12 protein-coding genes are annotated in these 13,727 nt (G+C 55.8%); 7 read left to right on the forward strand and 5 right to left on the reverse strand.

The window, feature by feature from the left end; all coding sequences use genetic code 11:
- Positions 1-31: 31 nt before the first annotated feature.
- From ACILQA_RS05825 to ACILQA_RS05850, 6 genes are all read left to right on the forward strand, one after another.
- Positions 32-1,672: an electron transfer flavoprotein-ubiquinone oxidoreductase gene (locus tag ACILQA_RS05825; RefSeq protein WP_395628851.1), complete on the forward strand. Its 1,641-nt coding sequence runs from the start codon at positions 32-34 to the stop codon at positions 1,670-1,672.
- Entirely contained in the window at positions 1,647-3,296 is a 1,650-nt protein-coding gene (locus ACILQA_RS05830; RefSeq protein WP_395628852.1) for a tetratricopeptide repeat protein, read from the forward strand. Before ACILQA_RS05825 ends, ACILQA_RS05830 begins: the two co-directional genes overlap by 26 nt.
- Positions 3,296-4,126: a 4-(cytidine 5'-diphospho)-2-C-methyl-D-erythritol kinase gene (locus ACILQA_RS05835; protein WP_395628853.1), complete on the forward strand. Its 831-nt coding sequence runs from the start codon at positions 3,296-3,298 to the stop codon at positions 4,124-4,126. Before ACILQA_RS05830 ends, ACILQA_RS05835 begins: the two co-directional genes overlap by 1 nt.
- Positions 4,126-4,860: an N-formylglutamate amidohydrolase gene (locus ACILQA_RS05840; RefSeq protein WP_395628862.1), complete on the forward strand. Its 735-nt coding sequence runs from the start codon at positions 4,126-4,128 to the stop codon at positions 4,858-4,860. Before ACILQA_RS05835 ends, ACILQA_RS05840 begins: the two co-directional genes overlap by 1 nt.
- Positions 4,861-4,896: 36 nt before the next feature.
- Complete coding sequence (gene ilvD / locus ACILQA_RS05845) at positions 4,897-6,618, forward strand: dihydroxy-acid dehydratase (RefSeq protein ID WP_395628854.1); 1,722 nt, start codon at positions 4,897-4,899, stop codon at positions 6,616-6,618.
- 142 nt (positions 6,619-6,760) lie between these two features.
- Complete coding sequence (locus tag ACILQA_RS05850) at positions 6,761-7,960, forward strand: class I SAM-dependent RNA methyltransferase (protein WP_395628855.1); 1,200 nt, start codon at positions 6,761-6,763, stop codon at positions 7,958-7,960.
- On the opposite strand, the gene ACILQA_RS05855 is transcribed toward ACILQA_RS05850, so the two are convergent.
- The 5 genes from ACILQA_RS05855 to ACILQA_RS05875 all read right to left on the reverse strand — a co-directional run bounded on the left by ACILQA_RS05855 (position 7,957) and on the right by ACILQA_RS05875 (position 12,628).
- Positions 7,957-8,400, reverse strand: a complete 444-nt coding sequence (locus ACILQA_RS05855) for an MAPEG family protein (RefSeq protein WP_395628856.1) — start codon at positions 8,398-8,400, stop codon at positions 7,957-7,959. The genes ACILQA_RS05850 and ACILQA_RS05855 overlap by 4 nt on opposite strands.
- Before the next feature lie 35 nt (positions 8,401-8,435).
- The gene (locus ACILQA_RS05860; protein ID WP_395628857.1) at positions 8,436-8,864 is read right to left on the reverse strand and encodes an MAPEG family protein; all 429 of its coding nucleotides are present in this window, start codon (positions 8,862-8,864) and stop codon (positions 8,436-8,438) included.
- 67 nt (positions 8,865-8,931) lie between these two features.
- On the reverse strand, positions 8,932-10,137 hold the full coding sequence (locus ACILQA_RS05865; protein WP_395628858.1) for a type III PLP-dependent enzyme: 1,206 nt from the start codon (positions 10,135-10,137) through the stop codon (positions 8,932-8,934).
- 128 nt (positions 10,138-10,265) lie between these two features.
- On the reverse strand, positions 10,266-11,420 hold the full coding sequence (locus ACILQA_RS05870; protein ID WP_395628859.1) for a carboxynorspermidine decarboxylase: 1,155 nt from the start codon (positions 11,418-11,420) through the stop codon (positions 10,266-10,268).
- Positions 11,420-12,628: a saccharopine dehydrogenase family protein gene (locus ACILQA_RS05875; protein WP_395628860.1), complete on the reverse strand. Its 1,209-nt coding sequence runs from the start codon at positions 12,626-12,628 to the stop codon at positions 11,420-11,422. Before ACILQA_RS05875 ends, ACILQA_RS05870 begins: the two co-directional genes overlap by 1 nt.
- Before the next feature lie 54 nt (positions 12,629-12,682).
- On the opposite strand from ACILQA_RS05875, the gene ACILQA_RS05880 reads away from it, so the two are divergent.
- Positions 12,683-13,669 carry a threonine/serine dehydratase gene (locus ACILQA_RS05880; protein WP_395628861.1) on the forward strand — a complete coding sequence of 329 codons (987 nt, stop codon included), beginning with the start codon at positions 12,683-12,685 and terminating at the stop codon, positions 13,667-13,669.
- Positions 13,670-13,727: the final 58 nt, after the last annotated feature.

Consider the following 13,727-nt stretch of genomic DNA (forward strand, 5'->3'; position numbering starts at 1 on the left):
TGATTTACATGCCGGGTAAAGGATAAAGGCAATGAGTGAACGCGAGTCGATGCCATATGATGTTGTTATTGTTGGTGCGGGGCCAGCAGGTTTATCCGCAGCGATACGCATTAAACAGCAGTCACCCGACACCAGCGTTTGCATTTTGGAAAAAGGGTCAGAGGTTGGCGCGCATATTTTATCCGGCGCTGTCATAGATCCAAGGGCGCTTGACGAGCTGCTGCCGGATTGGCGCACGATGGGCTGCCCATTGGCCGATACGCCTGTGAACGATAACCAGCACTGGATAATGACCAAGACCGGCAAGTTTAACATACCGCATTTCCTGGCGCCCGGTTTCATGCACAACAAAGGCACCTACACAGGTTCGCTTGGCAATCTGTGCCGCTGGCTTGCGGGGCAGGCGGAAAATCTGGGCGTTGAGATCTTCCCCGGATTTTCGGCTGCAGAAATTCTGTATAATGCAGACGGCTCGGTCAAGGGCGTGGCTACAGGCGACATGGGCGTCGCGCGCGATGGCAGCCACAAAGATGATTATATGCCCGGCATGGAGCTGCATGCGAAATATACCTTCTTTGCCGAAGGTGTGCGTGGGCATCTGACCAAATTGATTAAGCCGCAGTTCGGATTGGACGAGGATTGCGAGCCGCAGGTTTACGGCATCGGTCTAAAAGAATTGTGGGACATTCCGGCGGAACAACACTCCGCAGGCCGCGTCATTCACAGCCAAGGCTGGCCATTGACCGACGCAAATGGCGGCGCATTTCTGTACCATCAAGCGAACAACCAGGTTGCCTTGGGCTTTGTGGTTTGGTTGAACTATTCCAACCCCTATCTGTCACCTTTCGAAGAACTGCAGCGCTGGAAAACGCATCCTGAGGTCAAGAAGATTTTGGCCGGCGGCAAGCGCGTGTCCTATGGCGCGCGTGCGATCAGCGATGGTGGCTGGCAGTCGGTGCCAAAGTTGGCATTCGCGGGCGGCGCATTGATTGGTTGCTCCGCAGGCTTCGTTAACGTGCCGCGGATTAAGGGCACGCATACCGCGATGAAATCCGGCATGTTGGCAGCAGATGCCGTTGTGGAAGCACTGGCCGCTGGCCGCGAACATGACGAGTTGACCGCTTACCAGACTGGTTACGATAATAGCTGGGTCTCCAAAGAATTGCATATGGTGCGCAATGTCCTGCCGCTTGTTGAAAAATACGGCAATTTTGTTGGAACGATGCTGGCGGGCGTGAATATGTGGCTCGAAAACTTTGGTATCCGCATGCCTTTCACGATGAAGCATCATCCAGATCACAAGGCGCTGAAAAAGAAGAGCCAAGGCGAGCGGATCGATTATCCAAAGCCAGATGGCGTGTTCAGCTTTGACCGGCTGTCGTCGGTATTCCTGTCGAACACCAACCATGCCGAAGATCAGCCCATCCATTTGCAGGTCAAGGATATGGACCTGCAAAAGAACAGCGAGTTCATGGAATTCGCTGGCCCATCGACGCGCTATTGCCCCGCAGGCGTGTATGAATGGATCGAGGAAGAGGGCAAAGACCCACGTTATCAGATCAACGCCCAAAACTGCGTACATTGCAAAACCTGCGACATCAAAGACCCAAATCAGAATATCAATTGGGTGACGCCGGAGGGTGGCGGTGGGCCGAATTACCCCAATATGTAAGCTGACCGCCGCGCTATTTTTATGTGCGGCGCCAGCTTATGCCTCCGTTGATGACGGCGCCATCGCCTATGCCAATGCGCGTGCGGCAGAGTTTGACGCGCGCCACGGCGAAGCGTTGGCGGGTTATCTCAAGCTGTTTGAAGAATCTGCGGACAGCGAGACATTGGCGAAGCGGGTCTACCAAAATGCCGTGCGGCAAGGTGACTTTGCGGCAGCGCTGAAATCCATTCGCGTTCGGGAACTGCAAAACGACGTTCCGCCCGAAGGACCGTTGATCCTATTCACCGACGCTTTTCAAAAGCGTCGTTGGTCCATGGCTTTGCTGGCGGCCGACGAATTGGAAGCCCGCAGCAATTTTGGCTTTATGGCGCCCATATTGCGCGCGTGGGTATCCGTCGCGAAGACGGGCACGCATGACTTGACCCTTAAAGAGGGAAATGCGGACTCGTTTTTCAATTTCTACGCTGTGGACCAGATCGTATATCTTGATCTCGCCACGGGTCAAAATGCCAAAGCGAAATTGGGATTGCGAAACATGGTCTCGGTTGGCGGCGATGCCATGCGCGATCTCTTCATCAGCGCCGCTCCCGTTTTAGCGCATAAAGGCGACACCGCTTTTGCAAATGCAATGCTTGGGGGCGCGATGGGTTCCGAGTTCGCTGGCCCGTTTAACGGCGCTGACGCAGGTGACAAGAATATCAGCCCCAATATCGGGCTTGCGGCACTATATGTGCGGATCGCAACGTCGCTGATTGAACAGGATGTGCCGGAACCCGGCCTGGCACTTGCACGGTTGGCCCTATGGACCGCGCCGGAATATCCTCCTGCCGTCATCACCACGGCACATGCGTTGGGCGAATTATCTGGCGGCCGTGGCGCGGTTGCACTTTTGGATAAAATTCCGCCGGCATCACCATATTGGACACGCGCCGTTTTCGCTAAGGCGGCGCTGTTACGCGATATGGGTGACAATGATGGCGCAGTTGAACTGGCGCGCCTCAGTTATGATCAGAATGCGAATTCGGCTGCGCGCGCAACGTTTCTTGGTCAAATGTTGCAGCAAAATGGACGTCTGGCAGAGGCTATCGCCCAATATGGGCGCGCAATGGACTTGGATGACTTCAAACGTCAGGCACCACAAAGCCGCGCCTCATTTCATCTCATGCTCGCAAGCGCACTGGATGATAATGGCCAGTGGGATGAAGCCCAACGGGAGCTTCGAAATGCGATCGCTTTAGATCCATCCAATGCGAGCGCGCTGAATTATCTGGGTTATGCCATGCTGGAGCGGGGCGAGGACGTGGTCAACGCAGAGGCATTTGTGCGGCGTGCATATAATGCAGAGCCAACATCATCGGCTTATGCGGACTCGCTCGGCTGGGCTTTGTTTCAAAGCGGCAAATATATTGACGCCGTAACCATGTTGGAAAAAGCCGCGTCGATCGAAAATGCTGACGCGACGATTTTCGAGCATCTGGGTGACGCATATTGGCGGGCAGGCCGTCGGCGCGACGCGCGACATGCGTGGAATAGCGCGCAAATTTCGGCAGATACCGCGGTTGCGTTGCGTATATCATCAAAATTGGACGTGGGCCTGCCCGGCGACATCAGGACGGCGAAGTGATGCCAGCGGATACCGAGACCGCCTATGCCAAGATCAATCTTGCGTTGCACGTACGTCGGCGCCGCGAAGACGGCTATCATGACATTGAAACCTTGTTCGCCTTTGCGCGGCATGGCGATCAGTTGCAGGCTTCGCTTTCTGATAGGCTCGACCTCACCATCGACGGCCCCTTTGGCAGCAGCCTTTCCGCCGATGACGATAATCTGGTGATGCAGGCCGCGAACCGGCTTCGCGCGCATTTTTCCATCACCGGCGGGGCGTCCATCCGTCTGACAAAAAACCTGCCAATAGCCTCGGGTATCGGAGGTGGTTCAGCCGATGCAGCAGCAGCGGCACGGTTGTTGAACCGGCTGTGGGATATTCAGGCCAGCGAACAGGAACTTGCAGATATATTGGCGCCGCTGGGTGCCGACATTCCTGCTTGCGTTTTTAGCCGCACAAGTTTTGGCAGCGGAACCGGAACCGCGCTTATATTACGCGATGACAGCAATGTGCCTGCGCGGCATCTGTTGCTGGTCAACCCGCTTCAGTCGGTATCGACAGCCGCCATTTTTAAGGCATGGGACGGCAAGGACAAGGGGCCAGTGGCGCGGGGCGACATCTGGCAAGCGACGTTATCGGGACGAAACGACCTTGAACCCATCGCGGCGGCCATCTGTCCCGTCATTACAGACATTCTGAACGTGCTTGCGCGCGCCAACCCGGCCATGGTTCGCATGTCGGGGTCAGGCGCGACCTGCTTCGCGCTTTTTAATGAGGCCAAGGATTTGGACGCGGCCAAAGCGCATTTGGACCCGCGTTGGTGGTCGATGGGAACCGAGCTGCGATGATGGTGGATCCTTTCCGGATATTGGGCGAACCCCAAATTGGGGGCATCCTGATTATTGGCGACCATGCTTCAAATGCGGTTCCTGACGACGTCACGTTGGGATTGGATGCTGATCACCTAAATGCACATATTGCGTGGGACATTGGCGTTGACCCGGTCGCGCATATCTTGACGCAAGACGCGCGTTTTGCCGCGTTCCTTGGACGTTACTCGCGTTTGGTCGTCGACTTAAACCGTGAAGAGGAAGAAGCAGGCGCTATCCCAAGCGAAAGCGATGGACGTCGCATTCCGGGTAATGATTTGGACCAAGCGCAGCGCGCGGATCGCATCGCGCTGTATCACCGGCCCTATCATGACCGGCTAGAAATGCTTTTGCTGGAGTGCCGGCCAGCACTCATATTGTCGCTACACAGCTTCACACCCGCATTGGAAACACGGCCAGATGAAGCGCGTCCATGGGATGTTGGTGTGCTGTACAATGCGCACGAGGCGGCATCGAAAACGGCTATCCCGTTCTTACAGGATGCCGGCCTTAACGTCGGTGACCAGCTACCTTATTCAGGCAAATTGCTAAACGCGACGATGAACCGCCATGCCGAGGCCAATGACATTCCCTATGTCGGGATTGAAATGCGTCAGGATTTGGTCGGCGATGCTGAAGGGCAAGCAAGATTTGCACATATTTTGTCCGGAATGTGCCATTTTGTTTCGGAACAGCTTGGCTTAACCACATAAAAACGCGTAAAGGCCGCGGCGATAATGGAGACCATCATGCCAAACCAATTCGACAAGTCCAAATTGCCCAGCCGCCACGTTTCCGTTGGCCCGGAACGCGCCCCACACCGCAGCTATTATTATGCGATGGGTTTGACCGCTGAGGAAATTGCACGCCCATTTGTAGGCGTTGTGTCGGCAGGCAATGACAGTGCGCCATGCAACACCACATTGGACGCGCAAGCGGACATCGCGCGTAAGGGCGTGGAGCAGGGCGGCGGCATGCCGCGCCGGTTCAACACCATCACAGTGACCGACGGCATCGCCATGGGCCATCAGGGTATGAAGGCCTCGCTCGTAAGCCGCGAAGTCATTGCGGATTCGGTTGAGTTATCGGTGCGTGGGCACTGCTACGACGCGCTGGTTGGCTTTGCGGGTTGCGACAAGTCACTGCCGGGCATCATGATGGCGATGCTTCGGCTGAACGTGCCATCTATCTTTGTGTATGGCGGCTCCATTCTTCCCGGTCGCTATCATGACAAGGACGTCACGGTTAAGGACGTCTTTGAAATCGTTGGAAAATATGCGGCAGGCGCGTGTCCGTTGTCGGAGGTTGAAGAACTTGAGCGCGTTGCATGCCCGGGGCATGGTGCCTGTGGCGGCCAATATACCGCAAACACAATGGCATGCGTGGGCGAGGCAATTGGCCTTTCGCTTCCGAACAGCAACATGGCACCTGCGCCTTATTCCACACGCGACCAAATTGCCCATGCCGCAGGATTCCAGGTTATGGACTTGCTCGCTAAAAACATTAGACCGCGTGACATCTGTACCCACGAAGCATTTGTAAATGCGGCAAGAATCGTTGCTGCTACCGGTGGTTCAACCAATGCTGCGCTGCATTTGCCGGCCATGGCGCATGAGGCAGGTATCGCATTTGATTTGTTCGACGTTGCCGAGGCGTTCAAAACCACACCTTATATGGCGGATTTGCAGCCGGGTGGGCAGTTTGTGGCGCGTGATATGTATGACGCGGGCGGTGTGTACATGCTCATGAAGTCGTTGCTGGCCGAAGGTCTTCTGTACGGCGACTGCATGACCGTTACCGGCAAGACGCTTGGTGAGAATATCGAAGAAATCACATGGAACCCCAACCAAAAGGTCATTTATCCAGCAACGGCGCCAATAACGCCGACGGGTGGCGTCGTTGGCCTTCGCGGGACATTGGCACCCGATGGCGCAATCGTGAAGGTCGCGGGTATGGACCGCCTGACCTTTACAGGCCCTGCACAGGTTTTTGACTGCGAAGAGGATTGCTTTGCCGCCGTTGAAGCACGCGAAATCCGCGAAGGTTCGGTCATTGTCATCCGTTATGAAGGGCCAAAGGGCGGTCCCGGCATGCGCGAAATGCTCTCGACGACGGCGGCTCTATATGGGCAGGGCATGGGCGAGAAAGTTGCGCTCATCACCGACGGACGCTTCTCTGGCGCAACACGCGGTTTCTGCATTGGCCATGTCGGCCCCGAAGCGGCTGAATGCGGTCCTATCGCTTTGATTGAAGATGGCGACGAGATCATGATCGATGCCGAAACCGGCGTTATAGACCTCAATGTTCCTGCCGAAGTCCTTGACGAACGGCGGAAACATTGGACGCCACGCGCCACCGATTATGGGTCAGGCGCAATATGGCGTTATGCTCAAAATGTTGGGCCTGCCTATAAAGGCGCAGTCACGCATCCTGGTGGCAGCGCCGAAACGCATGTCTTTGCCGATATCTAAATATGCGGCGGCAACTCTTCTCCTCCCCAGCCTAGCTGGCTGCGGCGGAGAAGGTGCTGCCCCGACCGAGCAAATTGCAGCGGAAGAAGGCGTAAGCAAAGACGCCGGTTGATTGCGCGCGCCTTCAAGGGCATGGGGCGCTATGAGCATAGCAGAAGAGATTATCAGGGTGGCAGCGCGCGGCGACGGCGTAACCGCAAATGGACGCTATGTGGCGCACGCCGCCCCGGGCGACATCGTCGACCCCGCAGGCGGTTTGATCCACGGACCGCATCACGCAACGCCGCCGTGCCAGCATTTCCCATTATGCGGCGGATGCCAATTGCAGCATCTCGACGAAGACAGCCTGCGCTTGTTTGTTGCAGAGCGTGTCACGCATGCGCTGGCAACGCAGCAGGTAGACATCGGCGAGGTCATGCCCGTTCATTTGTCTCCACCCGCCACGCGCCGGCGCATTGCGGTGCGTTCGGCATGGGCAGGGAAACAGTTCCAACTGGGCTTCAGCACCGAAAAAAGTCACCGTATCATAGACTTAAGGCAATGTGACGTCGTGGTGCCGGAGCTATTCGCATTGCTGAAGCCGCTGCGTAGCCTGCTTGAGCCTCGGCTTAACCGTGCGCGTCAGGTTCAGATCAAATTGGCGATGGTCGATCAAGGCGTTGACGTGTTGATTGAAAACTGGATCGCCAACGATCTCGATACGCATGAGACTTTGTCTGAATTTGCGAAAACCCATGGCCTTGCGCGTCTGTCGCTGGATGAAGGCTACGGACCCGTTCCATTTTATGAGCCAGAGCCTGTTACAGTCACGCTTGGCGGTGTTGCCGTGGGGTACCAGCCTTATGGTTTCCTGCAGGCGACCGTGGATGGCGAGGCGGCTTTGGTGCAGGCCGTAAATGATATTATCGGCGAAGATAGTATCGTCGCGGATTTGTTTGCCGGTTCAGGCACATTTGCGCTGTCGATGGGCGCTGGGCGTAAGATTTATGCGGGTGAGGCTGATCTTCAGGCCAGTCTGGCGCTCAAGGCTGCTGCAGGGCGTTCGGGCCGCACTATATTTGCGGAGCACCGTGACCTGTTCCGTCGGCCTTTATCGCCAGAGGAACTGAACCGGTTCCAGACTGTCGTGCTTGATCCGCCGCGCGCTGGCGCAAAGGAGCAGGTCGCAAACCTTGCGGCTTCCACAGTTCCGTCGATTGCCTATGTCAGCTGTAATCCCGCGAGCTTTGCGCGGGATGCAAAAACATTGGTGGCCGCTGGATACAGGTTGCAGCGGATTTGGCCTGTTGGGCAATTCCGCTGGTCAACCCATATCGAGCTGGTTGGGCATTTCAGCCGTTAGTGAAGAAGCACCGCCATTACGGCATGTGCGACGAGCATCATGAGTGCCACTGACGACAATGCAAATATTCCAAACCGAATGAGAACGCGGTTCGACAAAATTTGTACCAAGCTATGTGCGACACGCAGGCCGACATATACCCAAGCGATCGTTGCATTCAGATTGTCGCCCTGGCCAACCATGGCAAGTGTCAAACAGACCGCATAAAACACCGTAGGCGCTTCGTGTAAGTGGTTGTAATTGTCTGCAACCCACGAGGCTTTTTCTTCGCCTTTGGCAGCCAGCGCATCGCGCAACGCGCCGGCGGAGGAACCAACAATCTTGCTTCCGTCAATCCCTGCGCGGTTCATGGCGGGTATGCGCGTGGCATACATCCATATCCAGATAATCATTGTCCATGCCGCAAGTGCGACGACTGGTCCTAATATTGCACTATTCATATTAACTCTCCCCTTAAAACAAATTCATAACTTCTTCAGATCGTCGCCAGCAGCGCTTGGACCGCCAATATCGTCAGGCACAGGCTCGACAGCAGGAAAAATACGAAACGTATTGCCACGGTGTTGACCGTTGCCTGCCAAATGCTGTGGATGACGCGCAACACAGTATAACCCCATGCCAGCGACACCGACAGCGATGTTGCCCCGCCGGAAATCGCGAGGATCATGATCGTTGCATAAAAGATGGTCGGTTGTTCCATCAAATGCGTGTAATTGTGCGATTTCCAGGCAACCGATGGTGACACATGCGGATCAATATCCTGACCACGTCCGCCCGGTGCGGCTTTGCTAAGGTCCATGCCGATCTTCGACATTGCGGGAAGGCGCGTTCCCGCCATCCAGAAAAGCATGATGATCGACCACACGACCAACGCCGCGGCCGGTGCTAAAATCGACGTATCCATAATGAAAACCCTCCCAATTTTTATAATTGGAAGGGTGCTTCACGTAACATTGATTGTCAATTGCAACTTATTGCGCGGACCGCTTGCCGATCTTAACAACGTTGCTCGCGTCATGGGCGGGCAACTCGGCATAAAGGCTTGCCATGGGTTCATCTTCGACAGGAACCGTGTCGGTCTCGCCAAAGCCGTTGAATTCGGTCCGCATCGCGCAGCCATATGCGCCCAGCATGCCGACTTCGATATAGTCACCGGCTTGCACGTCATCGGGAAGGATGAATGGTCCCGCCATATGGTCCATATCGTCGCAGGTAGGCCCGTAGAAGCTGAATTCAGCCATCTGGGTACCAATTGAGGTATCCGACCGCTGAAGCGCCACAGGGAAGCGCCAGCCGATGTGCGCTGCATCAAACAATGATCCATAAGCGCCGTCGTTGATGAACAGCTCTTGCCCACGGCGTTTTTCGACCTTCACCAGCAACGACGCATATTCAGCGCACAATGCACGGCCTGGCTCACACCATAGTTCGGCGGAATAGCTGATGGGAAGATCTTCGAAGCAATTGTGGATGACTTCGAAATAGCCTTCCAACGCGGGTGGTTCCATGCCGGGATAGACCGATGGGAAACCACCGCCGACGTCGACAATATCAACCGTGACCGATGCTTCAACGATGGCGGCACGCACATGCTCCATTGCCTCGGCATATGCGGCGGGTGTCATGGCCTGACTTCCAACATGGAAGCAAATGCCCAAGCTGTCGGCGACCTGACGGGTCGCGACGAGCAGATCTGCTACTTCGGACGGGTCTGCACCAAATTTTGAAGCAAGGCTCAGTTTCGCATGCTCTGATGACACGCGAATACGCACGCACAGCTCGAGATCCGTCGCGCCATCGGTGGCACGCACGATCTTTTCCAATTCCTCATGGCTGTCGAGGCTGAATGTCCGAACTCCATGGTTGTGATAAGCTTGCGCAATCGCGCGTTCGCTTTTCACAGGGTGCATGAAGCACAGCTTTGCATCCGGCAGGAATTTGCTTACCAATCGCACTTCGCCGAGCGAAGCGACGTCATAATGCGTGATGCCCGCGTCCCACAAAGTCTCAAGCAATGCAGGCGAAGGATTGGCCTTTACCGCGTACAGCGACTTACCCTGAAACTTCTCAACGAAGAAACGGGCGGCGCGCGAAGCGGCATGCGGGCGAAGGAGCGTGATAGGTTCGTCAGGGCGCTGGGCGCGGACTACAGCTAGAGCGTCAAGATACTCGTGCAACTCAAGGGACCCCCAAAAAAATAACGTGAAACAACAAGGCTGCCTTGCGGTTATTGGAAGTCCCCCTGGGGCAGCGGAGGCGTCCCATATGAAAAGCAGGGGGGTATGTAAAGTGATTCGTTGCGTTTTTAGCTGAGCCGGTCCCTAAACTCGGTCCAGTCGAATGCGCGTACACATTCCAACGCGTCTGTTTCGCTGTTCCAAAGCCAGATGGACGGGAGCGGAACGCCGTTGAAGGTGTTGGTCTTCACCATCGAATAATGCGCCTGATCAAGGAACGCGAAGCGCGCTCCGGCCTCTGCAACGACCGGAAGGCGGTAGTCACCGATGATATCGCCAGCCAAGCAGCTGGGGCCACCCAGACGCAGCGCAGGGCCGTCCTGAAGCTCGCCAAGCATGGCGGGGCGATAAGGTGCCTCAATGACGTCAGGCATGTGGCAGGTCGCGCTGATATCGGTGATGCCGACGGGCAAACCATTTTCAAAAACATCGAGCAGCTCGCCAATCAATATGCCGGTATCAAGCGCAATCGCTTCGCCGGGTTCAAGATAGACGTCGAGGCCGGTTTCAGCGCGAACCTCCTGAATGAACGCAACAAGGTCGTCGCGTTGATAATCCGCGCGGGTGATGTGATGGCCGCCACCAAAGTTCAACCAACGCAATTGACCAAAATAGGGCGCGATCTGTGGCTTTAGCGCCTCCCATGTGCGTTTGAGCGGCTCAAAGTCCTGTTCGCACAAGGTGTGGAAATGCAGACCGGACACGCCCTTCAAATGTTCTGGCCTCAGCTGGCTTACTGGGAAGCCAAGGCGTGAACCGGGTGAGCAGGGGTCATATTTCGCAACTTCGCCCTCGGCATGTTCGGGGTTGAGCCGAAGCCCGACATCCACGCTGTCATTCAGGAAAGCTGCAAAACGTTTATGCTGGCTGGGGCTGTTGAAAATGACATGATCGGAAATCTCAACGATTTCGGCCATGTCGGCCTCTTTATAGCCAGCGCAATAGGTTGCGATTTCGCCTTTATAATAATCGCGGGCAAGGCGTGATTCCCACAGACCTGAGCTGCATACGCCATCGAGATATTCGCCGATGATCGGTGCCACTTTCCACATGGAAAACGCCTTCATCGCGCACAGGATTTTGGCTCCCGACCGTGCTTTTACATCCGCGAGGATAGCAAGGTTCCGCCGCAGCGCCGCTTCATCGACGACAAATGCCGGCGAAGGAACGCGATACAGGTCGAAATGCGCAAACGCGCCAGGATCGCCGGCCTTGGTATCCATTAGAACGTCAGCGGTCCATCCAGTTCCTTCACCTGCCAAGGCAGACCATGCGCGTTGAGCATGTCCATGAAGGGATCGGGATCGAACTGTTCCATGTTCCAAACGCCTGCACCCGACCATTTGCCCGTGAGCAGCATGGCGGCACCGATCATCGCTGGCACGCCAGTGGTATAGCTTACCGCCTGATTGCCCGTTTCAGCATAGGCATCTTCATGGTCGCAGATATTGTAGATGTAGAGCGTCTTTTCCTTGCCGTCTTTGCCAAGGCCAGTGGCGATACAGCCAATGTTGGTCTTGCCCTTGGTCGTTGGACCAAGCGAGGCAGGTTCAGGCAGAACAGCCTTCAGGAATTGAAGCGGAATGATTTCCTTACCTTCATACATGACGGGATCAATCCGGGTCATGCCAACCGCCTGAAGCACATTCAGGTGGGTGATGTACGCATCGCCAAAGGTCATCCAGAAACGGATACGCTTGATTTCGGGCAGATGGGTTTTGAGGCTTTCGATTTCCTCATGGTACATCAAATACATGTTCTTTGGACCAACCGCTTCAAAGTCAAAGCTTTGCTTCACCGACATTGCAGGGGTTTCGACCCAAGCACCGTTTTCCCAATGGCGTGCGACGGCGGTGACTTCACGGATGTTGATTTCCGGATTGAAGTTGGTGGCAAAGGCCTGACCATGGTCGCCGCCATTGCAATCGAGAATATCGAGCGTGTCGATGCGGTCGAAATGATGCTTTTTCAAATAGGTTGTGAATACTGATGTCACGCCGGGGTCAAAGCCTGAACCCAACAAGGCGGCGAGGCCCGCATCCTTGAAACGATCCTGATAGGCCCACTGCCAATGATATTCGAACTTGGCGACATCAAGCGGTTCATAGTTCGCTGTGTCCATATAATGCACGCCCGCAGCAAGGCAGGCGTCCATGATGTTGAGGTCTTGGTAAGGGAGCGCGAGGTTGACGACGAGGCTTGGCTTAATCTGGTTCAGCAAGGCGGTTGTCGCAGCAACATCATCTGCATCAAGGCCATAAGTGTCGATAACGACACCCGTGCGCTCCTTTACCGACACGGCAATCGCATCGCATTTCGACTTTGTGCGGCTCGCAAGGCTGATATGGCTGAAGATATCCTGGTTCATGGCCATTTTGTGGACCGCAACCGATCCAACGCCGCCTGCGCCAATTACCAATACCTTGCTCATATGCTATTTCCACTTATCAGAGATTCGTTCAGCGCACGCATATAGGGGCCTTTTATGACAGGACAAGAATTGGCTGTAGCCATCACGACGCCCACGCACGAAGGGGTGCAGCGGGCGATGGCCAAGATAGCCGCTATTCTGCCAAAAACGCCCTTGCTGCCGCTTGAGGTGGATGGCGTAACGATTTGGTGCAAGGCCGAAATGCTGCAGCCCATCGGCGCGTTCAAGATTCGCGGCGCGTGGCACCGGCTCTCCGATTTGAACGAAGACGAGCGTGCGCGCGGTGTCGTTGGCGTATCCAGCGGCAACCATGCGCAGGGCGTCGCTTGGGCCGCGAAAAAGCTTGGCATAGATGCAACCATCGTCATGCCTTCCAATGCCCCGCGCATGAAGCTGGAGGCGACAAAGGCGCTTGGCGCGCAAGTGGTATTATATGACCGCGCAACGGAATCGCGTGAGGCCTTGGCCGCCGGGTTGATTGCACAGAGCAACGCGACGCTCGTGCATGCCTTTGGTGATCCGTGGGTTATCGAAGGGCAGGGCACAGCGGGCATTGAAATCGCCGCGCAGCTACAAAGCCTTGGCATGAAAGGGCCAGATTTGATTGTTTCCTGTTGCGGTGGCGGCGGACTTGCCGTGGGCCTTGCGCTCGCCTGTCCCGACGCGGACATCGCCATCGTCGAGCCCGTGGGTTGGGATGATATCATTCGTTCGCTTGAGGCAGGCGAAATTTTACCTGTTAAAGACCTTTTGCACCCAACCTATTGTGATGCGTTACAGACACCGCAAACCTACCCAATAAACTTCGACGTCCTTCGCAACCGCGTATCGCAAGGCGTGTCGGTTACCACCGCAGAAGTGGCTGCAGCGATGCGATTGGTGTTTGAGAAACTCCACCTCGTCGTTGAACCGGGCGGCGCTGTTGCGCTCGCGGCCGTCCTCGCCGGAAAGATTGGATTAAAGCCGGTAACCGCGGTTACGTTGTCGGGCGGGAATGTAGACCGGGAAACCTTTGTGCAGCTTTTGGCTCAAGCAGCCTGAGCAGCGCGGATATCCACCCGGCCCCAAATCTCAATCAATGCGCGCGTCAAATCGCGCA

Origin of the sequence: Sphingorhabdus sp. (assembly GCF_044239005.1) — a bacterium.
In the GTDB taxonomy this organism is placed as follows: domain Bacteria; phylum Pseudomonadota; class Alphaproteobacteria; order Sphingomonadales; family Sphingomonadaceae; genus Sphingorhabdus_B.